The organism is Acidovorax sp. KPB24-03 (genome assembly GCF_057546605.1).
Map to the genome: position 1 here is coordinate 1 of NZ_BAAJYR010000030.1, position 25,941 is coordinate 25,941.

Genomic DNA, 25,941 nt, shown 5'->3' on the forward strand with positions numbered 1-25,941 from the left:
ACCGGCACGGCGGGTGCGACCGGGGCCACCGGCCCTGCGGGCACTGGCGGGGCGGTGAGCGCGGTGTCGATGGCCGCGCACAACACGGCCGGCTCCACCATCGCCGTCCTGCTGGGGGGCACCAATGTGCCGATGCCGCAGGCGCAGAACCTCGGCGGTGGCTTTGTCGCCAATGGTTCCAGCGACGTCTTCACGGTGCCCACCACGGGCCGCTACCGCGTGAAATACGCCATGCGCACCACCGCCGCCACCCTGGCGAGCGCCCGGGTGCTGATCAATGGCGCTTCTTACCCGGCCTTGACCGAGGTGCCCAGCATGTCGACGAACCGGTATCTCGGCGAGACCATCGTGACGCTGATCGCGGGCTCCACCTTGCAGGCCCAGTTCTATGGGATGTTGGGCTCGGTGACCTTGGACGGCGGGGCGGGCGCGACCCTGATCGTCGAGCAGATGGACTGACCCCATCCGATGGGCGCACGGGCGGGCACCGGGCCCACCGCTTCGCTAGCGGGCGGGCAGAATATCCGCCACCCGTTCGGCGGGCCGGCACAGGCGCACCCCCCGCGGCGATACCACGATGGGTCGGTTGATGAGTGCGGGGTGGGCTGCCATGGCATCGAGCAGCCGGGTGTCGTCCAGGGCCGGATCGGCGAGGCCCAGTTCGGCATGCAGCGGGTGCTTCTCGCGCAGCATGTCGCGCGCCGGCACGCCTGCCCGCGTGACCAGCCATGCCAGCATGGCGCGCGAAGGCGGGGTCTTCAGGTACTCGACCACATGCGGCTCGATGCCGCTCGCACGGATCAGCGCCAGCACGTTGCGCGAGGTGCCGCATTCCGGGTTGTGATAGATGACGACGTCGGGTTCGAAGGCGCGGTCGGGCAGGGCAGGGGAGGTCACAGGCGGGGCTTTCGGCAAGGGGACTTGGCGCAGCAATGGCGCGGCACTCGGAAGGGGCGCGTGCGTGGGTGGCGAGCCCGTCATTTTCCGATCGTGGCGTCCTGCGCCGCGCCGGTGGCCGAGCGCAGGCGGTTGGGCGCCAGGGCACCGGCCGAGTCCAGGATGGGATAGGCGATCGAGCAGATGTGCGAGTTGATGCGCTTGAGTTCGCTGATCAGGTCGATGTGCAGCGAGCTGGTTTCCATGCTCTGCACCGTCTTGTCCGCCAGGCGCACCAGGTGGGTGGCGGCGTAGGCGCGCTCCAGGTCGCGAAAGCGCGCCTTTTCTTCGAGCAGCTTCTGCGCGTCGCGCACCGTGCCGTTGAGGAACACGCTCATTCCCAGGCGCAGGTTGTTGATCAGGCGCTCGTGCAGCTCCGTGATCTCGGCCATGCCGGCGTCGGAGAACTGGCGGCCCTTCTTGATCTTCTTGTCTTCGATGTCCAGCAACACGCGTTCGATGATGTCGCCGATCTGCTCCATGTTGATGGTGAAGCTGATGATGTCGGTCCAGCGCCGGCTCTCGTCCTCGCCCAGCGCCTCGCGGGAAATCTTGGTCAGGTAGTACTTGATGGACGAATACAGCTCGTCCACCTCGTCATCCATTTTGCGCAGGCGTTCGGCCAGTTGCACATCATTTTTCTTGATCACATCGAGCACGCCCAGCAGCATGGTCTCCACCACGTCGGCCTGGTGCAGCGCCTCGCGGGCGGCGCAGGAAATGGCGAGCGACGGGGTGGACAGGGCCGAGGGGTCCAGGTGGTGGGGCCGCAGGCTCTGCGCGCCCACGGGCTTGGGCAGCAGACGTGTCACCCAGGTGGCCACCCATTGCGTGAACGCGATGAACCCCAGGCTGATGACCACGTTGAAGCCCAGATGGAACAGCACCACGCCCTGCGCGGTACCTGGCATGTGGGGCTGCACATAGCGCAGCCACAGCCCCGCGAACGGGGCCACCAGCGCCACGCCCATCAGCTTGAAGACGAGGTTGCCCACGGTCACCTGCCGTACCTCCACGGCCGATTTGGCGGTGGTCAGCACGGCCAGCAGGCCGCTGCCCAGGTTGGCCCCCAGCACCAGGCCCAGGGCCACGTCCAGCGGCACCACGTGCGAGGCCGCCATGGCCGAGATGAGCAGCACGATGGCCAGGCTGGAGTACGCGATCACGGCCAGCACCGCGCCCATGACGATCTCCATCACGATGTCGCTGTTGAGCGAGCCGAGCATGGCCTTGATGATGGGAGAGGCCAGCATGGGGCCGCTGGCCTGCACGACCATTTCGAGCGCCAGCAGCATCAGCCCCAGCCCGATGAGCACGCGCCCCACGCGCCCGGCCGAGCTGGACTGGCGGGTGATGAACAACACCACGCCCACGAAGATGAAGAGGGGGGACAGCCACGACAGGTCGGTGGAGAACAGCACCGACATGAGGGCGGTTCCCACGTCGGCCCCGCGCATCACCGCCAGCGCGGCGGGCAGGGTGATGAGCCCCTGGCCCACGAACGACGAGGTCATGAGCGAGGTGGCCGTGCTGGACTGCACCAGGGCCGTCACGCCGATGCCCGACAGTGCTGCCGTGAAGCGGTTGCCCATGCTGCGGGCGAGCATGGTGCGCAGGTTGGCGCCGAACACACGCAGCACGCCCGTGCGCACCAGGTGGGTGCCCCAGACCAGCAGTGCCACGGCGGCCAGCAGATTCAACAGGTGCTTCATGAAAGGGATCGGATGCTTCACCCGGGGGCGGGGCACAGGGCTCCTGGCCTGCCTGCCGTTCCGGGAGTGACAGCATACTCCTGAATCCATAGCAGCCCGCCAGCAACCACGGGCCTGGGCGGGTCGGATCGGTGTGCCGGGTGGCCTGGATGGCACGGTATGGCCCGGGTTTCGCGCGCCGGGCAAGGGCTTCGGGCGCTGCGGCGCGGTGGGTCAGGCCCATTCCTACCCTCGGCCCTTCCATTAAAGCATTCAAGGGAGAAGCCATGGTCCACCTCAAAGAAATCACGTCTCCGCCGCGCGTTGCCCGCTCCGTTGAGGAGCGCATCCCGGAGCGCGCACCGCAACGCAGGTCCAATTCCATGTCCGCAGCGACACTGGGCTTGCAGGGCAGAGCGCTGGCCCTGCAAACCAAACCCGAGGATTCGGGGCCGCCGCCCACCCGCCGTCCCCCTCCGCCGAAACTTTCCCGACCAGCCGGGGTGCGTCACCGCGAACCGGCCGTATCCGGCACCGCTGCGTCAGCCTCGGCGACCCGTGCGGCGGCGCTTGCCGAGGCGCGTGCCGGCAAGGCCAAGGCTGTCGCCGTCGCCTCTACAGGCCGCTCGGGCCCTCCGCCCGTGGAAAATACCGACGCATGGCGCGACCTCGCAGCCGCAGGGATTCTGAGGATGCAGGGGTATGTCGGCCAACCAGAAAAGTCAGTGGCCGAAAACCCGGCGGCAATGCAGATCCGGATCAAGCGTCTGCAAAGCATGGCGAGCCTCAAAGCCGATTCGCTGCGTTTTCAATCGGAAATGCGCAAGCAGATGAACGGCTTGGACGGGAGCGCGACGCCGGAGAGCTACAAAAAATGGGTGCAGGCTGCATCGGTGAACCTGGAAGCGGTGTTCCAGACAGCGGAGGCTGCGGCGCGCGAGATGCATGCGCGGCTGGAGGTAGAACCTGAATCGGACGCTGACTCCGATACGGACGTCTTCATGGACGCGCGGTCGGATTGGGACGCGGATCTGGAAACGCACACGGAAGCAGAAACAGAAGCGAATGAAAGTGTACAGATCGACGTGGAGGCGAACGTGGCGTCCACCCAGTCGGAATCTCCGAAATCGGTTGCCAGCCCCCGTGACGGTGCATTGATCGCATCGACCCTGCCGGTGGCCAGCGCTTCTTCGACCGAGGGCTCCGCGCCAGCTTCCCCCACACATGTTGCCAGCACGGCGGCTGCCGAATCAGCCGCCGCGCTGGCACAGAGAGCGGCAGACGAAAAGCGCCACGAAATGGCGCAGGCCCTGTTGTCGCTCCGCACCATGAACATGAGATATCACGTCAGTGGCGTGCTGGAACTGCTCGGAAACGTCCAGGCGATGGGTAGAAAGATCCAAAACCTGGAGCAGGTGCTGGCGACTAAAGATGAACTGCTTCAAGGCCATGGCGATCTGGTGGAACAACTGGCCGACGAAACGCTGAGCGCCCGGCTGGATCCTCGGCAGCTCAAGCAGTGGCGCGATGCGGCGGCCATGAACCCTGGAGCGAAATTCAGTGAACTGGCGGCATCGATCAGCGATATCAAAGCCCGCATGCGCAACGGTGTGGAGCATCTGACCAGGATCGAGGGCTACTTCATGGAAGAGATTTTTCCGAGGAGCCGATGAGCGAAGCCGTGCCGAGCGGCGCCATCGCGGCGAATGGGTTTCGGTGGACGAGATCCTCAATCGATGAGTTGCCCCGCCTCATGGAACGGATACGGCCCGGGATATGTCCCGCTGGCCGCGATGTGGCTGACAAGCCGCCCGTCCTGCGGCAGCGCATGCACCGCAAAGCCCGCCGGCTCCAGCGTCCAGGCCGAGGCGGCGTCGGGCGCCAGGTCCAAGCACACCTGGTGCGCGGGCGATGGCACGGTCGCTGCCAGCGTGCCGCCGAAGCGCACCTGGATGGCGCGGTGCAGGTGGCCGCAGACCACCCGCTCCACGTTGGCGTGCCGCGCCACGATGGCCTCCAGCGCTTCGGCGCCTTCCAGCAGGCCGATGGCGTCCATGTGGCCGATGAGCGTGCGAAACGGCGGGTGGTGCATGGCGATCACCACGGGCCTGCCGCGGTGCGCTTCCAGTTGGCGCTCCAGCCAGGCGAGCCGTGCCTCGCACAGGCCGCCTTCGCTGGCGCCGGGCACCACGGTATCGAGCGCGATGAGCTGCAGCCCGCCCACCGGCACGCTGTATTGCACGAAGCCTTCCTCGCCCAGGTAGGCGTGCTCGGGAAAGCTGGCGCGCAGTTGCTCGCGGTCGTCGTGGTTGCCGGGCAGCAGGTAGAGCGGCATGGCCCCGAGCGGCGCCAGCAGGTCGCGCAGGTGGCCGTATTCCGCAGGCCGGCCGAAGTCGGTCAGGTCGCCGGTGACCACGACGGCATCCGGGCGCTGCGGCATGCGCAGCACCGTGTCCACAGCCTGGCGCAGGTAGGGAGCGGTGTCCAGCCGGCCATAGGCCAGTCGGCCGGGCTCGCGGATGTGCAGGTCGGAGAGCTGCAGGAGCAGGGTGGTGGTGTTCATGCGGGTCATGCGCTGAGGCTTTCGGTGACGGACAGCAGGCGGTGCGTGGCGATGCGAAAGCCTACCCGCTCGCCTTCGCGCGCGGGATGGTCGCGGTGCACATCGGCCAGGAGGGGCGCATGCCCCGAAACGGCCAGCGTGAGCTGCACGCGGTCGCCCAGGAAACTGCGGCGCGTCACGGCGGCGCTGCCCCAGTCGGGCAGGGTCGGGCCCACCTCGACGTCCTCGGGGCGCACGAGCAGCGCGTCGGCCGGAGCCGAAGGGGCGTCGCAGGCCTGCAGCGCCGTGAGGTGCGGCAGTCCCCGCGCTGCGCTGGGGTCCACAGCCGGCACGATGCGGTTCACCCGGCCCAGGAAGGTGGCGACGAACGGGTGGCTGGGCGCGCGGTAGAGCGCCTCGCCGTCGCCCACCTGCACGATGCGGCCCGCATGCATCACGGCCAGGCGGTCGGCAATGGCCAGGGCTTCCTGCTGGTCGTGGGTGACGTGGATCGCCGTGATGTGCAGGCGGCGCAGCAGGTCGGCCAGTTCGTCGCGCAGCGATTCCTTGAGCTTGGCATCCAGTGCGGTGAGCGGCTCGTCCAGCAGCAGCACGCGCGGGCGCGCGGCCACGGCGCGGGCCAGGGCCACCCGTTGGCGCTGGCCGCCGGAGAGTTCGGCCGGGCGTTTTTTCTCCAGGCCGCCCAGGCGCACCAGATCGACGAGTTCGCCCACGGTGCGGCGGCGCTCGCTTTCGGCCACCCCGCGGATCTTGAGGCCATAGCCAATGTTGGCCTGCACCGTCATTTGCGGAAAGAGCGCGTAGTGCTGGAACACCATGCCCACGCCGCGCTGCTCGATCGGCATGCGGGTCACGTCGGTGCTCCCGAAAGCGATGCGGCTGCCCGCATCGGGGGCCTCCAGCCCGGCGATCAGGCGCAGCAGCGTGGTCTTGCCGCAGCCCGACGGTCCGAGCAGGGCCATGACCTCACCGGGCTCCACGGTCAGGTCGGTGGGCTGCAGGCCGCGGGTGCCGTCGGCATAGGTTTTGGCGCACTGGACCACGTCCACGCGCGTGCGTTCAAGTTCCATGGTGTTTCTCGATGAAGGTGCCGATGGCCTGCAGGCCCCACAGCACGGGAAGGATGACGATCAGAAAGACCAGCGTGTAGGCCGAGCCGATTTCGATGCGCATCGAGGCATAGCTGTCGGCCAGCCCCACGGGCAGCGTGCGGGTGAGCGGGGTGTGCAGCATCCAGGTGAGATTGAATTCGCCCACCGAGAGCGTGAACACCATCAGGCTGCCCGCCACGATGGCCGGCAGCACGGCCGGCACCAGCACGCCCAGAAAGCGCTGCGCGAAGCTGGCGCCGAGCGCGCGCGCGGCCTCTTCGAGCGAGCGCAGTTCGTTCTTCTGGAATGCCGATCCCACGGTGCGCACCATGAAGGGCAGCGTGAACACCATGTGCCCCACCAGGATGAAGGCGAAGCTCTGGCGAAAGCCCGAAAGCTGCCCGTAGGCCAGGATGAGCGCCAGCGCGCTGGCCAGGCCCGGCACGGCGACGGGCAGGGTGAGCAGTTCTTCGAACAGCCGGGCCCAGCGGGAGCGGCTGCGCGCCAGGGCATAGGCGCAGGGCACGCCCAGCAACAGGTTGCCCAGCACGCACAGCAGCGCCAGCACCAGGGACCAGCCCACCGTGCCGCCGTAGTTCTCCCACACCTCGCCCAGCCAGCGCAGCGTGAGCCCGCTTTTCAGGCCCACGCTGTAGTTGTGGACCAGACCGGCCACCACCGAGAGGGCGATGGGCGCGATCATGAACAGCGCGACCAGGGCGGTCAGCGCCATCAGCAGCGCCGGGGCCTGTCTTGCGTTTCGCATGGTTTCGGCTCCTTCAGAAAGCGGTGGTGCCGGACACGCGGCGCGACACCCACAGCACCATCCAGGTGATCAGCCCGAGCGTGATCGAAAGGCTGGCCGCCAGCGCGAAGTTGGCATAGTTGGTGAACTCGTTGTAGATGGTGATGGGCAGCACCTCGAACTTGGCCGACAGCGTGAACGCCGTGCCGAACGCGCCCATGGCCGTGGCGAAGACGATCGCGCCGCAGGCCAGCGTCGTGGCCGCCAGTTCGGGCACCCACACATCGCGCGCCACGCGCCAGCGCGAGGCACCCAGGGAGCGGGCCGCTTCTTCCAGCTGCGCATCCATGCTGCCGGCCGCCGCCGTGTAGGTGGCGATGGCCCGTGGCAGCGAGAAATACAGATACGCCAGGAACAGGCCGGTGAGCCCATAGGCGAACGTGGTGCGGCCGGCGCCCAGCGCCTCCGACAGGTCGGCCACCAGCCCCTGCCGCCCGCCCAGCAGGATCATGAAAAAGCCCACGATCACGCCGGGGAACGACAGCGGCAGCGTCAGCAGCGACAGCAGCAGCGCACGGCCATGAAAGCGCTGGCGCGCCAGCGTGATGCCCACCAGCGCACCCAGCACCAGCGTGGCCAGCGTGACGGCGAGCGACAGTCCCAGCGTCTGCAGCAGGCTCTGCAGGTAGCGCGCATGGGTCAGCACCGCGAAGTAGGTGTCCCAGCCCTTGCCCGCCGGCAAGGCCAGCAGCAGGGCGACGGGCAGCAGCCAGAACGCCGCGAAGAACGCCACGGCAGGCGCGGCGCACGCCAGCAGCACCGGGCGCGAGGGAGCGGAACCACCGTGGCGCATGGCGTTACTGCACTTCCTTCAGATAGCGGTCGGAGAACGCCTTTTGCGCAGCCGCCATGCGGCCGTAGTCCACGGTCTTGGCGCGCGCGTAGTCGCTGGCCGGCAGGAAGCGGGCCTGCACTTCCTTGGGCATGGCATTGGCGCGCACCGGGCGCAGGTAGGCGTTGGCCCACAGCGCCTGGCCTTCGTCGGACAGCACGAAGTCCAGCACCTTCCTGGCGTCTGCCGCATGCGGGGCATTGGCCACCAGGCTCATCACGTAAGGCACGACCACGGTGCCTTCCGCAGGGATGACGAACTGCACGTTGGCCTGGTCCTTGTACTTGGCGCGGTAGGCGTTGAAGTCGTAGTCCAGCAAGATGGCGATCTCACCCGACAGTACGCGGGCGTAGGCCGTCTGCTTGGGCACGATGGGCTCGTTCTTCTGCAGTGCCTTGAAGTAGTCGATGCCGGGGGCGAAGTTGTCCATGGAGCCGCCGCGCGCCTGGTTGACTGCCACCGCACCCACATAGCCCACGAAGGCCGAGGCCGGATCGAGGTAGCCGATCAGGCCCTTGTAGTCGGGCTTGAGCAGGTCGGCCCACGATTGCGGCACCGGCTTGCCCTTGAGCGCATCGACGTTCACCATGAAGCCGAGCGTGCCCGAGTGGATGGTGAACCAATGGCCCGCCGGGTCCTTGAGGCCTTCCGGAATGTCCTTCCAGCCGGCGGGCTGGTAGGTGCCCACGACGCCGTCTTTCTGCGCCTGGATGGCGAACGTCACGCCGAGGTAGGTCACGTCGGCCACGGGGCTTGCGCGCTCGGCCACCATCTGGGCAAGGGCCTGGCCGGAGTTCTTGTTGTCCGGCGGAACGGTCACGCCCGTGCGGGCCTTGATGGCCTTGAGCTGGCTGCCCCAGTCGGCCCATTCGGGCGGGCAGTTGTAGCAAATGGCGGTTTGCGCCATCGCGGCGGCGCCCGAGGCCAGGCCGAACGCCAGCACGGTGGTGCGGATCAGGGTTTGCAAGGTGTGTTTCATCGAGGGCTCCAGAAAAGCAGAACGAAGGAAGGGATGGGTTGGGGGAGTGGGTTGCAGGATCTGTCGGTCAGGCGCCTGCGCAGGATTCGCCGGCACGGAAGCGATGGGGCAGCGTCAGGCTGGCCTGTGGCGTCAGCGGCGCATCGGCGGCCATGGCCTGTATCAGCAGCTCCACGCTGCAGCGGCCGATGTCCGCATTGGGCTGGGCCACGGTGCTCAGCACGGGGGTCAGGTCCTGCCCCAGCGCGATGCCGTCGAAGCCCACCACGCTGAGATCGCGCGGCACGGCGAGGCCCGCCTGGCGGGCGGCCCGCAGGCAGCGGATCGCAATCAGGTCGTTGGAGCAGACCAGGGCGGTCGGGCGCTCGGCCCCGCGCAGCCACTGCGCCACGTCCTCCACCGCGGTTTCCACGAACGGCACTTCGACCACCGGCGCCTGCGTCAGCCCGGCAGCGGCCATGCCGCGTCGAAAGCCGCGGCAGCGCTGCTGTGCGCGGTCCGATGCGGCCAACTGGCCGCTCACCATGGCGATGCGCCGGTGCCCCAGGGCCACCAGCCGTGCCACCAGGTCGGCCACGGCGCCTTCGCTGTCCACCGAGACGCAGGGGTGGCCGGGGTGCCGGTTGTAGGCCAGCACGTAGGGCAGGGCGGATGCCGCCAGGCGTGCGAGCGCCGTGGAGGACTCGGGCTGAGAGACCACGAGGATCATGCCGTCCACGTCGCCCGCCAGCAGCAGATTCACGGCGCGCTCTTCCTGCGCGATCACGTAGTCGGTGGTGAATGGCAGGATGGCATAGCCCGCCAGCGCCGCGGCGCGCGCGATGCCTTCGAGGCATTCCGCGAACACGGGATTGAGCAGCGTGGGCAACACCACCCCGATGACGCGGCTGCGCTGCGTGCGCAGGGTGCGGGCACTGGCGTTGGGCGCGTAGCCCAGGCGCTCGGCCACGCCGAGCACGAGGTCGCGCGTGGTGGGGGTGACCTTGTCCGGCAGATTGAACGCGCGGGACACGGTGGCGACCGAAACCCCGGCTTCGCGGGCGACGTCCTGGATGGTCATGGGAATGGGATGGGGCTGCAAAAGGCCATGTAATCGATTTCATGGCATTGGAATGGGGCGGCGTGACGGCGTGATGACAGTCGCGCGCGGTGGGAGCAAAGTCCGAGGGTTCGTCCGCCAACGGGTGTCTTCGCGGCCCGCATGGACGCAGGGCGATGTCGTGCTTAACCTGTGTGTTCCAGTTCGGCATGAGGCGGACTCGGATGGTCGAAGGACGCATGCCCTTGTCCGGCGCCTGCGGCCTGTCCCTTTCAAACCGGGCGCCAGAATCGAGGAGCCGACTTATGGTGTCACCGCTTTCATCCCGGGGCCGTCCGCCTGCCGCGCTGGCCCCCAGTCCAGGTGTTGGACCCCCTTCCACTGGTCGAGACTCCGCCTGCGGGTGCGCGGTAGCTGTCCACGGACTGCATTCGCGTAAAGCCGCCGGTATCGCCGTAATAGAAGGCCTGCTTCGCCCCCGCCAAACCCTGTCCCCCGCAGTGGACCGGCAGTTGCGCGGCTATGTCATGGCACGGGCCATCGATGGCCGGCATGTGGAAGGGCCTGACCTTACGCGCCTGCGCAACGCCACCGCCACGGTCGAGCAGGTCCGAGCGCTGTTGCCGAGCGGTCGCGGCAACGTCAAAGACGACATTGCGCGATTCGGTCACGAAAGCTCCAGGAGGGTCGAAGCGGGCCGGCTTGTGAAGAACATGCTGGTGGAGCACGGCCTGCCGCGAGTTGTGGCCTACGCTGCCGGAGGAATTCTGGCCCAGGCCGGCAATTGTGCAGAGTTCGCTGCCTTGACCATCATGCTGCATGTCCCTCTGTTGAAAGAAGCCAGCTCAGGCACCGACAAGGGGGAGTTCATTTACCTCGTGAAGTCGCAGTGGATCGACCACGACTGGGCAGAGCTGAGGGACGGGCGGGGGCCGGATTACCACATGATATTGGACCCTTGGCTTCGCGGACCCGCAGTCTTTTCTGCAGACAGCCAATGGGCAGGTGATGCCGGCGACTTCACCCTGAGCCTGGAGCACGGCCATGCCTCGGGCTTGAAAGACAGGGCTGAAATGGAGACGGCTTTGACCGGGAACTCGCCATCTCTGCTGGCCCGCTTCGACCAGGGCTTGCGCGAGGTCGGACCCACGATGCGCTACGCGCCACACACGGTCTTTCCTTCCATGGCGGTGGTGGGCCGGGGGTTCGAGCGGCGAGTGCAACTCAAGCTACAGGCCACCATCGATGTTGCCAAGGCCCGCGTTCCTTCTGAAGTGCGTGCCTTGAATCCCAACCTTCGGCGGACCCAGCGCGCTCTGCTCAATGAGGTGCTGGCCGTGGGCGTCGCGCGGCAGATGGACGTCAGCGCAGGCATACGAAGCGCAACGCAGGAAGTGCCCGGGTTGCTGGATGCCGCCAGACGGCTGCGTGACAAAGGCGCCTGACGCTTGCCGCAGCCAGCGTGTTGCTGGGCAGGGCGCGCTGTCGGCGCCCGGTCTTCAGGACGAGCGCTTCACCCGCAGCAGTTCATCCAGGATCAGGCAGGCCGCTCCCACCGTGATGGCCGAGTCCGCTAGGTTGAAGGCCGGAAAGTGCCAGCCCCGCGCGTGGAAGTCCAGAAAGTCCACCACGTAGCCGTGCATCATGCGGTCCACCACGTTGCCCACGGCGCCGCCCAGGATGCTGGACAGCGCGAAGCAAAACAGCTTCTGCCCGGGATGGGCGCGCAACTGCCACACGATGAACAGCGTGGCCGCCACGCCGATGCCCGTGAACACCCAGCGCTGCCAGCCGCCCGCATCCGCCAGGAAGGAGAACGCCGCACCCGTGTTGTGCGCACGCACGATGTTGAAGAAGCCGGTGATGTAGGTGGCATCGCCCAGCCGGTAGTAGCCCAGGATCAACGTCTTGGTGAACTGGTCTGCGATCAGGATCAGCAGTGCCCAGACGAGCCAGGGCCACATCTTGCCGCCCGTGGAAGATGAAGACGAATAGCTGCTGCGGGCCATCACGCGTGCTCCCGCGCTTCGCCGGCGCCATACAGGTTGCTGGTGCAGCGGCCGCACAGCGTCGGGTGGGCCGGGTCCTGGGCCACATCGCTGCGGTAGTGCCAGCAACGCTCGCACTTGGTGTCAGTACTGGCCTGCACGCTGATCCGCAGCGCATCGCCCGCCACCAGTTCGATCGCGGACGTGATGAAGACGAACTTCAGGTCGTCGCCCAGGCTGGCGAGCAGCGCGTGGTCTTCGGGGGCGGCGGTCAGGGTGACCGTCGCCTGCAGCGACGAGCCCACCTGGCCGGCCGCGCGCAGCGCCTCGATTTCCTTGTTCACCGCATCGCGGATGGCGCGCAGGCGGGCCCACTTGGCCAGCAGCCCTTCGTCGGCGCCCGCGATAGCGCCATAGGTTTCCAGGAAGATCGATTCGGAGGTGCCGAACACCTTCCACGCCTCTTCCGCCGTGAACGACAGGAAGGGCGCCATCCAGCGCAGCATGGCGTGCGTGATCTGGTAGAGCGCGGTCTGGGCGCTGCGGCGTGCCAGGCTCTTGGGCGCTGTGGTGTACAGGCGGTCCTTGAGCACGTCGAGGTAGAAGCCGCCCAGGTCTTCCGAGCAGTACAGCTGCAGCTTGGCCACCACGGGATGGAACTCGTACACCTGGTAGTGGGCCAGCACTTCGGCCTGGAATTCGGCGGCCCGCGTGAGCGCATAGCGGTCGATCTCCAGCATCTGGTCGAACGGCACGGCGTCGGCCTTCGGATCGAAGTCGCTCACGTTGGCCAGCAGGAAGCGCAGCGTGTTGCGGATGCGGCGGTAGGCGTCCACCACGCGCGCCAGGATCTTGTCGTCGCCCGCGATGTCGCCCGAGTAGTCGCTGGCGGCCACCCACAGGCGGATGATCTCGGCGCCGAGCTTCTTGTTGATCTCCTGCGGGTCGATGCCGTTGCCCAGCGACTTGCTCATCTTGCGGCCCTGGCTGTCCACGGTGAAGCCGTGGGTCAGCAGGCCCTTGTAGGGCGCGCGGCCCTCCAGCGCGCTCGCCAGCAGCAGCGAGCTGTGGAACCAGCCGCGGTGCTGGTCGTGGCCTTCGAGGTACAGGTCGGCCTCGGGGCCGGTGTCGTGGTGCACGTTCGGGTGCGTGCCGCGCAGCACGTGGAAGAAGGTGGAACCGGAGTCGAACCACACCTCCAGGATGTCGGTGCTCTTGGTGTAGCAGGCGGCGTCCTCGGCGCCCAGGATGTCTTCGGGCGTCACGCGGCTCCAGGCCTCGATGCCGCCCTTCTCGACGATATCGGCCGCCTGGTCCATGATCTCCATGGTGCGCGGATGCAGCTCGCCCGAGTCCTTGTGCAGGAAGAACGGGATCGGCACGCCCCAGCTGCGCTGGCGCGAGATGCACCAGTCGGGCCGGTTGGCGATCATGTCATGCAGGCGGGCCTTGCCGTTCTCGGGGTAGAAACTGGTGTGCTCGATGGCTTCCAGCGCCGTCTGGCGCAGGGTCTTGGGCGCCTTGTCCTTCGTGAACACGCCTTCGCCTTCGTCCATGCGAATGAACCATTGCGCGGCGGCTCGGTAGATCACGGGGGTCTTGTGGCGCCAGCAGTGCGGGTAGCTGTGGGTGATGTCCTTGGTGGCCATCAGGCGGCCAGCGTTGCGCAGCGCCTCGATGACGACCGGCACGGCCTTCCAGATGTGCTGGCCGCCGAACAGGGGGAAGTCGGCCGCGTAGGTGCCGTTGCCCTGCACGGGGTTCAGGATGTCGTCCAGCGCCAGGCCGTGCGCGCGGCAGGAGTTGAAATCCTCCAGGCCGTAGGCGGGAGAGGAGTGCACGATGCCGGTGCCGTCGTCGGCCGTGGCGTAGTCGGCCAGGTACACGGGCGACAGGCGCCGGTAGCCATGGCTGCCGTCTTCGCTTTTCACGTCGTAGAGCGGGTGTTCGAACTCCAGCCCGCCGAGCTTTTCGCCCAGCGCCGTGGCGAGCACCTGGCCGGTGAGGCCGTAGCGGGCCATGCAGTCTTCCACCAGCGATTCGGCCAGCACCAGCAGGCCGCGCTCGGTGTCCACCAGCGCATAGGTGATTTCGGGGTTCAGGTTCAGCGCCTGGTTGGCGGGGATGGTCCAGGCGGTGGTGGTCCAGATCACCACGAAGGCATCTTTCTGCAAAGCGCTCAATCCGAAGGCGGCGGCCAGCTTCGCGGGCTCGTGCGCCTTGAAGGCCACGTCCAGCGTGGTGCTCTTCTTGTCTTGGTACTCGATCTCGAACTCGGCCAGGGATGAGCCGCAGTCGAAGCACCAGTACACGGGCTTCAGGCCCCGGTACACGAAGCCGCGCTCCATCACGCGCTTGAACGCCCGGATTTCGCCTGCTTCGTTGGCGAAGTTCATCGTCTTGTAGGGGTTGTCCCATTCACCCAGTACGCCCAGGCGCTGGAAGTCGCCCATTTGCTGGGCGATCTGCTCGGTGGCATAGGCGCGGCTCTTGGCCTGCATGTCGTCGCGGCTCAGGTTGCGGCCGTGCTTTTTCTCGATGGCGTTCTCGATCGGTAGGCCGTGGCAATCCCAGCCAGGCACGTACAGCGCGTCGAAGCCTTCGAGCTGGCGCGCCTTGGTGATCATGTCCTTCAGGATCTTGTTCACCGCATGGCCCATGTGGATCTGGCCGTTGGCGTAGGGCGGGCCGTCGTGCAGGATGAACTTCGGTGCGCCGCAGCGGGCGTCGCGCAGCTTCTTGTAGATGCCTTTCTCGTCCCATTCCTTCACCCAGCCCTGCTCGCGCTTGGGCAGGTCGCCGCGCATCGGGAAGGCGGTGTCGGGCAGGTTGAGCGTGGCGCGGTAGTCCGTGCCGGTGGAAGGGGTGGGGGTGGCGTTCGTGTTCTCGGACATGGCAAGACCTAAGGAGCGGGCCGTTCCGGGCCATGGCCTGGAACGCAGGAAGAGAAAGAAGATGAGGGGGCGGACGGGGCCGCAGGGCTGCGCTGCGGCACGGGGACCGTCAAATTCGGTCGCGCGTGGTCTGGCGACGGGTCTCGGCGTGCGTGGAGGCGGAGAAATACGCCCGCGCGTCATCGCAGTCCCTGGCGATGCCGCGGGTGAGGGCGTCGAAGCTGTCGTATTTCAGCTCGTCGTGCAGTTTGTGCAGGAGTTCCACGCGGGCGATTTTACCGTACGCCCCTTCGGCCCCCAGATCGCGGGGCCAGTCCAGGCAGTGGGTCTCCAGCAGCACGCGACCGCCGTTCACGTCCCGGGGATCGAGCGACGGGCGCACGCCCAGGTTGGCCACGCCCGGCAGGGGCTCGGCGGCCAGGCCGTGCACCCGCACCACGAAGATGCCGCCCGCAGCGGGCTTCCAGTGGGCAAAGCGCAGATTGAGCGTGCGAAAGCCGTCGCCGGCGCCCTCGCGGCTGGCGCCCAGCTCACGGCCGAGCTTGCGCCCGTGCACCACGTGGCCCGAGATGGCATAGGGCCGGCCCAGCAGCCGCGCGGCGTCTTCCATGCGGCCAGCGGCCAGGGCCTCGCGCACGGCCGAGCTCGATACCCGCAGGCCATGCACCTCGTAGCTGTTCATGCGGGCCACCTCGAAGCCTTGGCTGCGTCCGGCGCCGTCCAGCATGGCGTAGTCGCCCGCGCGCTGCGCGCCGAAGCGGAAATCGTCGCCCACCAGCACGTAGCGCGCGCCCAGGCCGCGCACCAGCACGTCCTCGATGAACGCCTGCGGCGGCTGGCTGGCCAGCCGTTCGTTGAAGGGCAGCACCACGGTCTGCTGCACGCCGCAGCGGCGCAGTTCGTCCAGCTTGTCGCGCAGGGTGCCGATGCGGGCGGGGGCCAGTTCGGGGCGCTGGCGGGCGCCGGCGAAATAGTCGCGCGGGTGGGGCTCGAACGTCAGCACGCAGCTGGGCACGCCGCGGTGGGCCGCCTCGTTGTTCAGCAGCGCCAGCATGGCCTGGTGCCCACGGTGCACGCCGTCGAAATTGCCGATGGTAAGGGCGCAGGCCGATGCAATGTCGGGGTGATGGAAGCCTCGAAAGATCTTCATCGGAGTGCTTTACTTTTGATAGCGCCGTGCGCAGGTGTATCAAGCGCTGGACGCCAATTTGTCATGAACGGAGTATATTGTGAGCCACAGGCCGGCCTTGGCACGCCGCCCGTGAGACATCAGCGTTCCGAATCCTTGTGTGCATCGTTGTTCCAGGAGGCGAGTTGTGAAGGTCTTGAAGTTGTCGGCCCAGGGGCTGCCCCAATCATGGATTTCGCTGGAACAGGCGGTCATTCACTATGCCGCGGGCGAGGTCCGCTGGGAATCCGGCGCGCAGATCGCCCGGTTCCGCGGCGGCCACAACGCCGTGACGGGCGAGCAGTCGGTCATCGGCGTCAACAGCATCATCGGCACCAAGGGCGTGCCGGCCATCAACCCGTTCAACCTCAAGCCCAGCCTGACCAACGGCAAGCTCTTCGCCCGCGACCGCAACGTCTGCGCGTATTGCGGCGGGCATTTCCACGAAGAAGACCTCACGCGCGAGCACATCGTGCCCTATGCGCGCCAGGGCGTGGACCACTGGATGAACGTGGTCACGGCCTGCCGCCCCTGCAACCACCGCAAGGGCCCGCGCACGCCCGAGCAGGCGCACATGCCGCTGCTCTACGCGCCCTACGTGCCCAGCCTGTGGGAGGACTTCATCCTGCGCAACCGCCGCATCCTGGCGGACCAGATGGAGTTTTTGATGGCGCATGTGCCCAAATCGTCCCGCCTGCTGGACTGATCGAAAAAAAGCGCCTGCTCAGGTACTTTCCCCGAGGGCTGGGGGCCGGGGCTGCGGGAATAATCCTGCCTCCTTTGTCACAACGCCCCCCGGGGGCCAGATCGGACCGTTTCCATGCGCATTGCTTCCCGCCGCCTGTTGCTGGCCGCCGCCGTTGCCGGCTTGCCCATCCTTCCCGTGTTCGCCCAGCAGGCCAAGGAAATCAAGGTCGGCTATGCGCTGGCGATCAACTCGCATTACGGCGCGGCTGCACAGGCCTGGGCCGACACGGTCGAGAAAGGCACCAGCGGCGCCTTCAAGTTCAAGCAGTTCCCCTCCAGCGCCCTGGGTGGCGAGCGCGAGCTGATCGAAGGCCTGCAGCTGGGCACCGTGGAGGCGGTGATCGTCTCCACCGGCGCCCTGAGCAACTTCGTGCCCGATGTGGGCGTGGTGGACATTCCCTTCCTGTTTCGCGACACGGCCCATGCCCGCGCGGTGCTGGACGGCCCGTTCGGCCAGGACCTGCTGGGCAAGTTCAAGGGCCGGGGCCTGATCGCCCTGGCCTGGGGCGAGCAGGGCTTTCGCCACCTGACCAACAACAAGCATCCGGTGAGCACGCCGGCAGACCTCAAGGGCCTCAAGATCCGCGTGACCGAGAACCCCGTGCACATCACGGCCTTCCGCACGCTGGGCGCCTCGCCCACGCCCATGTCCTGGCCCGAGGTGATCGGTGCGCTGCAGCAGGGCACGATCGATGGGCAGGAGAACCCGATGTCGGTGATCGTTTCCGCCAAGCTGCCGCAGGTGCAGAAATACCTCTCGCTGACCGGCCACGTCTATGCGCCCATGGCGCTGATCGTGTCGCCCAACCTCTGGTCGAGCCTCAGCGATGCGCAGAAGGCCAGCTTCACCCAGGGTGCCAAGGCGGGTGCGGCGGCCTCGCGCAAGTTCGTGGACGACGTGGAGCAAAAGGGCCTGGCAGACGTCAAGGCGGCCGGCATGCAGGTCGTGGAGTCGGTCGACAAGTCGGCCTTCCAGAAGGCCCTGGAGCCCGCCTACAAGCAATACGCCACCAAGTTCGGCCAGAAGACGCTGGACCAGATCACCGGCACGAAGTGATGGTGGCCGGCGCGGCCGGAGCCTGTCCGGCGTGCGCTTTTCCTCTGCCCGGCCTGGCCGGGCTTTTTCCGTTTTGATCGACCGACCGACAGATTGGCGCCGGCAGGTGCCCTCCCTCCCATGCTGAACCGATTCGAGCGCGCGCTGGTGGCCTGCAACCGCTGGCTGCTCATCATCCTGCTGCTGGCCATGGCCTGCATCGTCTTCGCCAACGTGGTGCTGCGCTACACCACGGGCGATTCCATCGTCTGGGCGGAGGAGGTGGCCCGGCACCTGATGATCTGGGGCACGTTCCTCGGGGCCGGACTGGTGCTGCGTTTCGGCGGGCACGTGGCCATCGACAACCTGCACCACACGCTGGGACAGACTGGCGCGCGCTGGCTGCGCGGGCTGATCGTGGCGGGGCTGGGCGTGTTCTTCCTGGTGATGGCGTGGTTCTCGGTGCAGTACGTGTGGGCCACGCGGTTCCAGACCACGCCGGCCACCGACATCGCGTTCGCCTGGATCTATTCGGCGATGCCGGTGGGCTTCCTGCTGCTGTTCGTGCACCTGCTGTTCATGGCGCGGGGCTATGTGATTCATGGCAGCTATGTCGAGTCCGACGAAATGGACGCCGAGTCCGCCGCGTCGCTGTGATGTTCCGAAGGACCTGACCCATGGCCATCACCCTCTTCGTTTCCGCCATCGTCCTGATGGCACTGGGCTTTCCCGTCGCATTCGCGCTGGCCATGTCGGCCGCGATCGCGGTGTTCGTGGGCGGGCGCTATCCGCAGCTGATCGTGTTCAAGGAGATGTTCACCGGCATCGACAGCTTCCCGCTGATGGCGGTGCCGTTCTTCATCCTCGCGGCCGAGATCATGTCCGGCGGCGCGCTCACCGTGGTGCTGCTGCGCTTCGCGGCGCAGTTCGTGGGCCACCTGCGCGGCGGGCTGGGGCATGCCAACATCCTGTCACTCACGCTGTTCTCGGGCATCTCAGGCTCGGCCCTGGCCGATGCGGCGGGGCCCGGCTCCATGATGGTGAAGATGATGGACAAGGCCGGGTATTCGCGTGCCTACGCGGCGGCACTCACCGCCAGCACGGCCATCGTGGGCCCCATCATTCCGCCCTCGATCATCATGATCATCTATGCGCTGCAGGACGAGCAGGTGTCTGTGGGGGCGCTCTTCATCGCCGGCTTCGCGCCCGGGCTGCTGATCGCTGCGGCCATGGCGCTCGTCAACTGGCGCGTGTGCGTGCGCCGCGATTACCGATCGCGCGAGCCACGGCCGAGCCGCGCGGAGATGGTGTCCAACAGCATTCGCGCCATCCCGGCGTTGATGCTGGTCGTGCTGATCCTGGTGGGCATCCGCTTCGGGATCTTCACGCCCACCGAGGCGTCGGTGGTGGCGGTGTTCTATGCGCTCATCTGCGGCAAATGGATCTACCGCACGCTGGAGTGGAAGGCGCTGCCCCACATCGCCGCGCGCTCGGCCTTGCTGACCGCATCGGTGCTGCTGGTGGTGGCAGCGTCGGCCGCGTTCGCCTGGGTGCTGACGATCGAAGGCATTCCCCAGCAACTGGCGGAGACCATCGTGGGGTGGAACCTGTCGCCCGTCACCTTCCTGATCGCGGTGAACATCCTGCTGCTGCTGTTCGGCATCTTCATGGAGCCACTGCCGGGCGTGATGATCCTCGTGCCGATCCTGGCGCCCATCTCGGCGGCGCTGGGCATCGATCCGATCCACTTCGCGATGGTGGTGATCGTCAACCTCACCCTGGGCATGATCACGCCGCCCGTGGGCGGGCTGCTGTTCGTGACGTCGGTGGCCACCAAGGTGCCGCTGGCGGCCCTCACGCGGGAGCTGCCGCCCTTCCTGCTGGCGCACCTGGCGGTGCTGATCCTGCTGACTTTCGTGCCGGCCATCTCGACCTGGCTGCCGCACGCGCTGGGGTTCTGACCCCGCGCACGAGGGCATGAAAAAAGCGCGGCAACGGCCGCGCTTTTTCTTTGGGGGCGCCGTGGGCGCTCCCGCCGTCAGCCCGCCTTGCGCGCCGTGACGATGAAGCCCTGCACGGGCGCGTTGTTCTCGTAGCGCAGCACGGTGTCTTCCACTTCCACGGTTTCGAAGCCCGCCGCCTTGCACAGAGCCACCACGTGGCTGCGCTTGTGGGCGTAGCGGCCGCTGGGCTGCAGCACCATGTCCGGGCCCGCTTCGTCCGAGGTCTCGCAAGAGAAGATCAGCTCGCCCTGGGGCACCAGGATGCGCAGGGCGTTGGGAACGGTTTCGGTGAGGTCGCCGGTGTAGATGAACACGTCCAGCGCGGCCAGCACGTCGTAGATGGCGTCGGGCGTTTCCTGCAGGGCGTCGAGCAGGTTGACGTGGTGGAATCGGTCGTACACGTTGTGGCGGCCGGCCTGCTCGATCATCTTCATCGAGATGTCCACGCCGATCAAAAAGCCGTCCAGCCGGCCCAGGCACACGCCGAGCAGGCCCGTGCCGCAGCCCAGGTCCAGCAGGTTGAGCTTCTTGTCCGGAAAGCGTTCGAGGATCTTGTCCGCCACGCGCTTGGGCAGCTGGTAGCGCAGGCCGCGCACCATGTGCTGGTCGTACATCTCGGCCAGGCTGTCGAAGAGGCCGCGGTTCAGTTCCGGCGGCTGGTGCTTCGGCGTCACGCCATGGGCCAGCGCGGCGTAGTAGGCATAGACCGAGTCGCCAGGGGCCAGTTCCAGCAGCGTGGTGGTGTCGGCGACGGCACGGGCGGGCGTGCCCGCGGCGAGGTGTGCCTTCACGCGGCCGAGCAGCGATTCGGTGTCGGCCGGGTTCTCGGCGATCAGGCCGCTCCACAGCTCGACGGATTCGGCGTGCGCGCCCTGGCCGCTCAGGTCGCGTGCCAGCTGGCGGCGCAGTTGCGCATCGCCCGGCACGAGTTCCAGCCCGCGGCGCAGGTGGCGCACGGCCATGTCCAGGTGGCCCGCGCGGTGCGCGACGTCGATCACCCCGGCCAGTACCACGAGGTTGTTGGGTTCGATCCGGGCGACCTTCTCCGCAGTGCTCACGGCTTCGTCGAACTGGTTCTGGCGTGCCAGCAGCAGGGCCAGTTCCAGCAGGCCAGGGCCCCAGTCCGGCGAGATCGCCACGGCATGGCGCAGCGCCTCGAACGCCTTGGGCAGGTTGCCGGCCTTCTCCGCCATCAGGCCCGCCAGCATGAACACGCGCGGATCGTTGGGGGACTGCTGCTGGGCCTTGTTCAGCGTCAGCGCGGCTTTCTGGAGTTCGCCCTGGGCGATCTGCGTCCTGGCGGTTTCAAGGTGTTGGCGGTTGGGGTCTGCGAGGGGTGTTGCGCTCATGTCGGGAGGGGCAAATAGGGGGAGGCGCGCATGCTTGGCGCCTTCAGGATGGGTGGACGATTATCCCGGATTCGCTGCGGGCCCCGTTCGTGCATTGGCCGCGCTGCGACGAGGGCGTTGCACCATGCCTGCGCGGGGCGGGCACGGGCCTGAAAAAAGGCCGCTGCGACCCAAAGGGCGACAGCGGCCTTCCACCTTTGGCGAGCAGTGATCGTTCAGCGCGAGAGTTCGTTGCCCACGGCGCGCACCAGCTCGCCGCCATCGCCCGACAGCTCCCAGAACATCATGCCGCGCAGGCGGGCCAGCTTCACGAAGCGCGCCTTCTCGCGCAGGGTCTGCGCATCGTCGAAGGTCCAGAACGTGGTGCCGTCGAACAGCCAGGCCGCGCGTGCATGGGCATCCCAGTAGCGGACGAAGCCCGGCTTGGCCTGGAGGGTCTGGTAGTCCTCGATGCCCGCCTCGTACGTGCCGGCGGGAATGCCCGTGGCCGCCTGGTACAGGCCGCGCTGGGCGTTGGTCACGCCCGTCCAGCCGCGCGAATACAGCGGGGCCCCGACAACGATCTTGTGCGCGGGCACGCCCGCCTGCAGGTATCTGCCCACGGTCTCGACCACCGAGAGTTTCTGCGCGCGGGCCGGGTCGTTCGGGTTCGGCGCGAGCGCGGCCTGGTGGTTGGTGGTGCTTTCCCATGCCCCGTGCAGGTCATACGCCATCACGTTGATGAAGTCGAGCGACCGGGCCACTTCGGCCAGTTCGATCTTGGCGGCGGTCTGCGGGCCGGCCGGCGCGGCGATGGTCAGGCGCAGCTGCGGGTCGATCGCATCGAGCTGGCGGCGAAACTCCTGCAGCAGCAGCGTGAAGTTGCGGGTGTCTTCGGGTCGCACGGTGTTGCCCTCGGCGCCTTCCGCGGCCGGGTATTCCCAGTCGATGTCGATGCCGTCGAACACGCCGGCGGCCGGCCCGTTGCCCGTGATGCTGCCGTCGGTCCGGCCCTTGATGAACAGGTCGATGCAGGAGGTGACCAGCGCGCTGCGGGATTCGGCGGTGAGCGCGGCATCGGAGAACCATTTCGATCCGTTCCAGCCGCCCAGTGCGATCAGGACCTTGGTGCCGGGGTAGGCCCGCTTGAGCGCGAGCAACTGCTGGAAGTTGCCGCGCAGCGGCTGGCTGGCATCGACCGCCTGGCCGTCCACGCTCTCTTCGGCGGCCCAGGCGCGCTCCACATCGGCATAGGCATCGCCCAACTGGCAGACCACTGGGCCGGCGCCGCCGGCCTGCGCGGGCTGAACGTTGCCGAACGCGTAGTTGATGGTGGTCACCGCGGGAACGCCTCCCTGGGCGACCAGGTCCTTGACCTTGAAGTTGCGCGCATAGATGCCCCACGAGGTGAAGTAGCCGACGACCTCGCGCGGCGGGCTGCCGTTGCCTCCGCCAGGGCCGTGGCCTGGTCCGTGGCTCCAGGCGCTGGTGGCCATGAGGGCCATCAGGGGAATGGCCGCAATCTGTTGGATCAAGGTGCGCATGGCGGAAAAACCTCCGAGATGTTGTTGGGGCGGCCACTATAGCGAAATTCCATCTTTCGGAATGTGTGAAATTTCCCCGCCAAATGCCGGGCCGTGAGTGCCATCAGCCTGTCATGCGGGCCCGCTAAGGTCCGGCGCTGTCCACCCCTGCCATCCCCTTGACCGAAGAGCCGTCCATGTTCAGACCCCTTGCCTGCGCTGCCATCCTCTCCGTGTGCCTTGCCGCCTGTGGGGGCAGCGACGGCGGTGCCCGCGACATCAGCGTGCGCCTGATCGGCGAGCAGACCGTGCCGAACACGCTGCAGGTGGGCGGCACCCTGGTGGGAGGGCTCTCGGGCATCGACTACGACGCCGCGCGCGACACCTGGGTACTGGTCAGCGACGACCGCTCGGACAAGAACCCCGCGCGCTTCTATACCGCGCGCCTGCAGTTCGACCCATCCACATTCGCGCCCGTGCAGTTCCTGAGCACCACGCCCTTGCGCCAGGCGGACGGCAGCGTGTACCCCGCGCGCACGGCCTCCACGGCGGCCAGCCCCGTGCCCGATCCGGAGGCGATCCGCATCGATCCGCGCGACGGCAGCCTGTGGTGGACCAGCGAGGGCGATCGCAGCCTGGGCCTGGACCCGTTCGTGATGCATGCCGATGCCAGCGGCCGGGCCCTGGGCGCGCTGCCGTGGCCCGCGGCTTACCGCATGTCGCCCACGCAGGCGACCGGCGCGCGCAACAACCTCACGCTGGAGGGGCTCAGCTTCTCGGCCGATGGCGCATCGCTGTGGGTGGCCATGGAGGCGCCGCTCTATCAGGACGGCCCGGTGCCCACGCCCACGGCGGGCGCGTATTCACGCATGCTGCAATACAACCGCAGCGGTGCGCTGCTGCGCCAGGTGGCCTATCCGGTCGATCCCATCCAGGCGGTGCCCGGCACGGGCAAGAACGCGGACAACGGCGTTTCGGAAATGCTGGCGGTGGACGACCACCGCTTCCTGGTGCTGGAGCGCTCGGGCGTGCAGGGCAGCGACGATCTGTACCGCATGCACATCCGCCTGTACGAGATCGACACCGAAGGCGCGAGCGACGTGAGCGGCATGGCCTCGCTGGGTTCGGGCGGCTTCACGCCGGTGCGCAAGCGCCTGGTGCTCAACCTGAACACGCTGGGCCTGCGCACGCTGGACAACATCGAGGGCATGGCCTGGGGGCCGCGTCTGGCCAACGGCCACCGCAGCCTGGTGATGGTGTCCGACAACAACTTCAACGACACGCAGATCAGCCAGTTCCTCGCATTCGAGGTGCTGTCCGAATAGCGCGCTGCGCCACGCCAGGCCCGCCCCGTCAGGCGAAGACGCCGGCCGTGTCCTGCATGCGCGCCGATACCTCGCCCAGGTGGTGCAGCGTGTCGCCGTAGGTCATCTCCAACTGGGTGAGCGTCTTGAAGTAGTGGCTGCCGATGTATTCGTCGGTCACACCGATGCCGCCGTGCAGCTGTACCGATTGCTGGCCCACGAAGCGCATCGACTGGCCGAGCTGCACCTTGGCGCGGGCGATGGCGCGGCGGCGCTCGTCCGCCGGGGCGTTGAGCTTGAGGCTGGCGTAGTAGCTCATCGAGCGCGCCAGCTCCAGCTGCATCTTCATGTCGGCCACGCGGTGGCGCAGGGCCTGGAAGCTGGCGATCACCACGCCGAACTGCTTGCGCTGGTTCATGTAGTCCACGGTGAGCGATACGGCCTGGTCCATCACGCCCACGGCCTCGGCGCACACGCCGGCGATGCCGGTGTCCACCGCCAGGGCCAGCGCGGCCAGCCCGTCGGTGGTGACGAGCGTGGCGGGTGCGTCGGCCAACTGCACCTCGGCCGCGCGGCTGCCGTCCTGCGTGACGTAGCCGCGTGTGGTGATGCCCGGCGCGCCGCGTTCGACCAGAAACAGGGCGATCGCGCCGTTCCACTGGGCGGGCACCAAGAAGGCATCGGCCTGGTCGCCGGCCGGAACGATGCTTTTGAGGCCTGTCAGCGCATGCCCTGATGGCGCCGCCGCCGCGGTGGCTTCGCACACGTCGAGGCGGTAGCGGGCTTTGCGCTCCTGCTGCGCCAGCACGACCAGGGCCTCGCCGCTGGCGATGCGCGGCAGCCAGTCGGCCTGAACGGATTCGGGTGCGTACTGGCCCAGCACGCTGCTGGCGATGAAGGCCTGGGCGAGCGGCTCCAGCACGATGCCCCGGCCCAGTTCCTCCAGGGCCACCATGGCGTCCACCGGGCCCTGGCCCAGGCCGCCGTGCGCCTCGGGCACGGTCAGGGCCGTGAGGCCCAGCTCGGCCAGTTCGTTGTAGGCCGCGCGGTCGAAGCCGCCGGCAGCCACGATGCCGCGGCGGCGCTCGAAGGTGTAGCCCTTGTCCACCCAGCGGCGTACCGCGTCGCGCAGCGATTGCTGATCGTCCGAGAAATCAAAGTCCATTTTTTTCACTCCTGGCGAAGTTCTCGCCCTGGCGGGAGGGGGTGGGGTTCAGCCCAGAACGGTCTGGGCGACGATGTTGCGCTGCACCTCGTTGGAGCCGCCGTAGATGGTGGTCTTGCGCAGGTTGAAGTAATTCGCGGCCAGCGGTGCGTTGGCCACCTCGCCGCCCGGGAATCCGCCCAGCGCGCCGGCGCCCGCATCGCCCTGCCAGCCGGCCTCCATCGCCTCTTCGATGAAGGGCAGGCTGAAGGGGCCGGCGGCCAGCATCATCAGTTCGGCATAGCGCTGCTGGATCTCGCTGCCGCGGATCTTGAGCAGGCCCGCGATGTCCAGCGAGTTCTTGCCGGATTTTTCGGCCGACAGCACCCGCAGCACCAGCATTTCCAGCGCCACGATGTCCACCTCCAGCAGGGCGATCTGGTCGCGAAAGCGCAGGTCGTCGTACAGCCCCTCGGCGCGGGCGATGCGCTTGAGGCGTTCCAGCTCGCGCTTGCTGCGGTTCACGTCGGCGATGTTGGTGCGCTCGTGGCTCAGCAGGTGCTTGGCGTAGGTCCAGCCCTTGTTCTCTTCGCCGATCAGGTTCTCGGCGGGCACCTTCACGTTGTCGAAGAAGACCTCGTTGACCTCGCACTCGCCGTCCAGCAATCGGATGGGACGCACGGTGACGCCGGGCGACTTCATGTCGAGCAGCAGGAACGAGATGCCGGTCTGCGGCTTGCCTTCCGTGCTGGTGCGCACGAGGTTGAACATCCAGTCGCCGTACTGGCCCAGCGTGGTCCAGGTCTTCTGGCCGTTGACCACGTAGTGGTCGCCCACGCGCTCGGCGCGCGTCTTGACCGAGGCCAGGTC

At 67.6% G+C, this 25,941-nt stretch carries 23 protein-coding genes; 8 read left to right on the plus strand and 15 right to left on the minus strand.

Annotated features, from left to right (window positions below):
• A partial coding sequence (locus AC27KI_RS06560) for a BclA C-terminal domain-containing protein (protein ID WP_487113120.1) occupies positions 1-459 on the plus strand: 459 nt, incomplete at its 5' end.
• Positions 460-504: 45 nt separating this feature from the next.
• On the opposite strand, the gene arsC is transcribed toward AC27KI_RS06560, so the two are convergent.
• Together arsC and AC27KI_RS06570 are read right to left on the minus strand one after the other, a co-directional pair.
• A complete protein-coding gene (gene arsC / locus AC27KI_RS06565; RefSeq protein ID WP_487088990.1) occupies positions 505-897 on the minus strand; it encodes an arsenate reductase (glutaredoxin) in 393 nt (130 codons plus the stop codon).
• 80 nt (positions 898-977) lie between these two features.
• Positions 978-2,648, minus strand: a complete 1,671-nt coding sequence (locus AC27KI_RS06570) for a Na/Pi cotransporter family protein (RefSeq protein WP_284395241.1) — start codon at positions 2,646-2,648, stop codon at positions 978-980.
• Between the two features lie 266 nt (positions 2,649-2,914).
• Between AC27KI_RS06570 and AC27KI_RS06575 the strand changes: the two genes are divergently transcribed.
• Positions 2,915-4,300 (plus strand): hypothetical protein, encoded by a 1,386-nt coding sequence (locus AC27KI_RS06575; protein WP_487088989.1) that lies wholly within the window; start codon positions 2,915-2,917, stop codon positions 4,298-4,300.
• A 56-nt stretch (positions 4,301-4,356) separates the two neighbouring features.
• Here the strand turns inward: AC27KI_RS06575 and AC27KI_RS06580 are convergent, their stop codons facing one another.
• The 6 genes from AC27KI_RS06580 to AC27KI_RS06605 form a co-directional block, all read right to left on the minus strand.
• Entirely contained in the window at positions 4,357-5,199 is an 843-nt protein-coding gene (locus tag AC27KI_RS06580) for a phosphodiesterase (RefSeq protein ID WP_487113122.1), read from the minus strand.
• Positions 5,196-6,260, minus strand: a complete 1,065-nt coding sequence (locus tag AC27KI_RS06585) for an ABC transporter ATP-binding protein (RefSeq protein WP_487088987.1) — start codon at positions 6,258-6,260, stop codon at positions 5,196-5,198. Before AC27KI_RS06585 ends, AC27KI_RS06580 begins: the two co-directional genes overlap by 4 nt.
• On the minus strand, positions 6,250-7,047 hold the full coding sequence (locus tag AC27KI_RS06590; RefSeq protein ID WP_487088986.1) for an ABC transporter permease: 798 nt from the start codon (positions 7,045-7,047) through the stop codon (positions 6,250-6,252). Before AC27KI_RS06590 ends, AC27KI_RS06585 begins: the two co-directional genes overlap by 11 nt.
• A 13-nt stretch (positions 7,048-7,060) precedes the next feature.
• Entirely contained in the window at positions 7,061-7,879 is an 819-nt protein-coding gene (locus tag AC27KI_RS06595) for an ABC transporter permease (protein ID WP_317354678.1), read from the minus strand.
• A gap of 4 nt (positions 7,880-7,883) precedes the next feature.
• Positions 7,884-8,897, minus strand: a complete 1,014-nt coding sequence (locus tag AC27KI_RS06600; RefSeq protein WP_317354681.1) for an ABC transporter substrate-binding protein — start codon at positions 8,895-8,897, stop codon at positions 7,884-7,886.
• Positions 8,898-8,964: 67 nt separating this feature from the next.
• Positions 8,965-9,957, minus strand: coding sequence for a LacI family DNA-binding transcriptional regulator (locus AC27KI_RS06605; RefSeq protein ID WP_487113124.1), 993 nt, complete (start codon positions 9,955-9,957; stop codon positions 8,965-8,967).
• A gap of 479 nt (positions 9,958-10,436) precedes the next feature.
• Here AC27KI_RS06605 and AC27KI_RS06610 point away from each other — a divergent pair, with 479 nt between their 5' ends.
• Complete coding sequence (locus AC27KI_RS06610) at positions 10,437-11,381, plus strand: hypothetical protein (protein ID WP_487088985.1); 945 nt, start codon at positions 10,437-10,439, stop codon at positions 11,379-11,381.
• A gap of 54 nt (positions 11,382-11,435) precedes the next feature.
• Here the strand turns inward: AC27KI_RS06610 and lspA are convergent, their stop codons facing one another.
• The 3 genes from lspA to AC27KI_RS06625 all read right to left on the minus strand — a co-directional run bounded on the left by lspA (position 11,436) and on the right by AC27KI_RS06625 (position 15,968).
• Complete coding sequence (lspA, locus tag AC27KI_RS06615; RefSeq protein ID WP_317354690.1) at positions 11,436-11,945, minus strand: signal peptidase II; 510 nt, start codon at positions 11,943-11,945, stop codon at positions 11,436-11,438.
• Positions 11,945-14,818, minus strand: a complete 2,874-nt coding sequence (gene ileS / locus AC27KI_RS06620) for an isoleucine--tRNA ligase (RefSeq protein WP_487088984.1) — start codon at positions 14,816-14,818, stop codon at positions 11,945-11,947. The genes lspA and ileS overlap by 1 nt, the downstream gene beginning before the upstream one ends.
• A 109-nt stretch (positions 14,819-14,927) precedes the next feature.
• A complete protein-coding gene (locus tag AC27KI_RS06625) occupies positions 14,928-15,968 on the minus strand; it encodes a bifunctional riboflavin kinase/FAD synthetase (protein WP_487088983.1) in 1,041 nt (346 codons plus the stop codon).
• 166 nt (positions 15,969-16,134) lie between these two features.
• Here AC27KI_RS06625 and AC27KI_RS06630 point away from each other — a divergent pair, with 166 nt between their 5' ends.
• From AC27KI_RS06630 to AC27KI_RS06645, 4 genes are all read left to right on the plus strand, one after another.
• The gene (locus AC27KI_RS06630) at positions 16,135-16,692 is read left to right on the plus strand and encodes an HNH endonuclease (RefSeq protein WP_284429095.1); all 558 of its coding nucleotides are present in this window, start codon (positions 16,135-16,137) and stop codon (positions 16,690-16,692) included.
• Between the two features lie 114 nt (positions 16,693-16,806).
• Complete coding sequence (locus AC27KI_RS06635) at positions 16,807-17,790, plus strand: TRAP transporter substrate-binding protein (protein WP_487113126.1); 984 nt, start codon at positions 16,807-16,809, stop codon at positions 17,788-17,790.
• A 120-nt stretch (positions 17,791-17,910) separates the two neighbouring features.
• Positions 17,911-18,426: a TRAP transporter small permease gene (locus tag AC27KI_RS06640; RefSeq protein ID WP_487088981.1), complete on the plus strand. Its 516-nt coding sequence runs from the start codon at positions 17,911-17,913 to the stop codon at positions 18,424-18,426.
• A gap of 20 nt (positions 18,427-18,446) precedes the next feature.
• Positions 18,447-19,730 carry a TRAP transporter large permease gene (locus AC27KI_RS06645; protein WP_487088980.1) on the plus strand — a complete coding sequence of 428 codons (1,284 nt, stop codon included), beginning with the start codon at positions 18,447-18,449 and terminating at the stop codon, positions 19,728-19,730.
• A gap of 77 nt (positions 19,731-19,807) precedes the next feature.
• On the opposite strand, the gene AC27KI_RS06650 is transcribed toward AC27KI_RS06645, so the two are convergent.
• Both AC27KI_RS06650 and AC27KI_RS06655 read right to left on the minus strand, forming a co-directional pair.
• On the minus strand, positions 19,808-21,121 hold the full coding sequence (locus AC27KI_RS06650; RefSeq protein ID WP_487088979.1) for a tetratricopeptide repeat protein: 1,314 nt from the start codon (positions 21,119-21,121) through the stop codon (positions 19,808-19,810).
• A gap of 215 nt (positions 21,122-21,336) precedes the next feature.
• Complete coding sequence (locus AC27KI_RS06655; protein WP_487088978.1) at positions 21,337-22,644, minus strand: glycoside hydrolase family 18 protein; 1,308 nt, start codon at positions 22,642-22,644, stop codon at positions 21,337-21,339.
• 176 nt (positions 22,645-22,820) lie between these two features.
• Here AC27KI_RS06655 and AC27KI_RS06660 point away from each other — a divergent pair, with 176 nt between their 5' ends.
• A complete protein-coding gene (locus AC27KI_RS06660) occupies positions 22,821-23,948 on the plus strand; it encodes an esterase-like activity of phytase family protein (RefSeq protein ID WP_487113128.1) in 1,128 nt (375 codons plus the stop codon).
• 28 nt (positions 23,949-23,976) lie between these two features.
• Here AC27KI_RS06660 and AC27KI_RS06665 read toward each other — a convergent pair whose 3' ends face one another.
• Both AC27KI_RS06665 and AC27KI_RS06670 read right to left on the minus strand, forming a co-directional pair.
• Complete coding sequence (locus AC27KI_RS06665) at positions 23,977-25,092, minus strand: acyl-CoA dehydrogenase family protein (RefSeq protein WP_487113130.1); 1,116 nt, start codon at positions 25,090-25,092, stop codon at positions 23,977-23,979.
• A gap of 48 nt (positions 25,093-25,140) precedes the next feature.
• Positions 25,141-25,941 (minus strand): acyl-CoA dehydrogenase family protein (locus AC27KI_RS06670; RefSeq protein WP_487088974.1); only part of this gene is annotated, 801 nt, incomplete at its 5' end.

Bases quoted from the DNA above. Each gene is read 5' to 3' on its own strand.
- AC27KI_RS06600 (WP_317354681.1), bottom strand. From the start codon at position 8,897: ATGAAACACACCTTGCAAACCCTGATCCGCACCACCGTGCTGGCGTTC.
- AC27KI_RS06580 (WP_487113122.1), bottom strand. From the start codon at position 5,199: ATGACCCGCATGAACACCACCACCCTGCTCCTGCAGCTCTCCGACCTG.
- AC27KI_RS06645 (WP_487088980.1), top strand. From the start codon at position 18,447: ATGGCCATCACCCTCTTCGTTTCCGCCATCGTCCTGATGGCACTGGGC.
- AC27KI_RS06585 (WP_487088987.1), bottom strand. From the start codon at position 6,260: ATGGAACTTGAACGCACGCGCGTGGACGTGGTCCAGTGCGCCAAAACC.
- ileS (WP_487088984.1), bottom strand. From the start codon at position 14,818: ATGTCCGAGAACACGAACGCCACCCCCACCCCTTCCACCGGCACGGAC.
- AC27KI_RS06660 (WP_487113128.1), top strand. From the start codon at position 22,821: ATGTTCAGACCCCTTGCCTGCGCTGCCATCCTCTCCGTGTGCCTTGCC.
- AC27KI_RS06655 (WP_487088978.1), bottom strand. From the start codon at position 22,644: ATGCGCACCTTGATCCAACAGATTGCGGCCATTCCCCTGATGGCCCTC.
- AC27KI_RS06570 (WP_284395241.1), bottom strand. From the start codon at position 2,648: ATGAAGCACCTGTTGAATCTGCTGGCCGCCGTGGCACTGCTGGTCTGG.
- AC27KI_RS06640 (WP_487088981.1), top strand. From the start codon at position 17,911: ATGCTGAACCGATTCGAGCGCGCGCTGGTGGCCTGCAACCGCTGGCTG.
- lspA (WP_317354690.1), bottom strand. From the start codon at position 11,945: ATGGCCCGCAGCAGCTATTCGTCTTCATCTTCCACGGGCGGCAAGATG.
- AC27KI_RS06575 (WP_487088989.1), top strand. From the start codon at position 2,915: ATGGTCCACCTCAAAGAAATCACGTCTCCGCCGCGCGTTGCCCGCTCC.
- AC27KI_RS06635 (WP_487113126.1), top strand. From the start codon at position 16,807: ATGCGCATTGCTTCCCGCCGCCTGTTGCTGGCCGCCGCCGTTGCCGGC.
- AC27KI_RS06650 (WP_487088979.1), bottom strand. From the start codon at position 21,121: ATGAGCGCAACACCCCTCGCAGACCCCAACCGCCAACACCTTGAAACC.
- AC27KI_RS06605 (WP_487113124.1), bottom strand. From the start codon at position 9,957: ATGACCATCCAGGACGTCGCCCGCGAAGCCGGGGTTTCGGTCGCCACC.
- AC27KI_RS06625 (WP_487088983.1), bottom strand. From the start codon at position 15,968: ATGAAGATCTTTCGAGGCTTCCATCACCCCGACATTGCATCGGCCTGC.
- AC27KI_RS06665 (WP_487113130.1), bottom strand. From the start codon at position 25,092: ATGGACTTTGATTTCTCGGACGATCAGCAATCGCTGCGCGACGCGGTA.
- AC27KI_RS06595 (WP_317354678.1), bottom strand. From the start codon at position 7,879: ATGCGCCACGGTGGTTCCGCTCCCTCGCGCCCGGTGCTGCTGGCGTGC.
- AC27KI_RS06590 (WP_487088986.1), bottom strand. From the start codon at position 7,047: ATGCGAAACGCAAGACAGGCCCCGGCGCTGCTGATGGCGCTGACCGCC.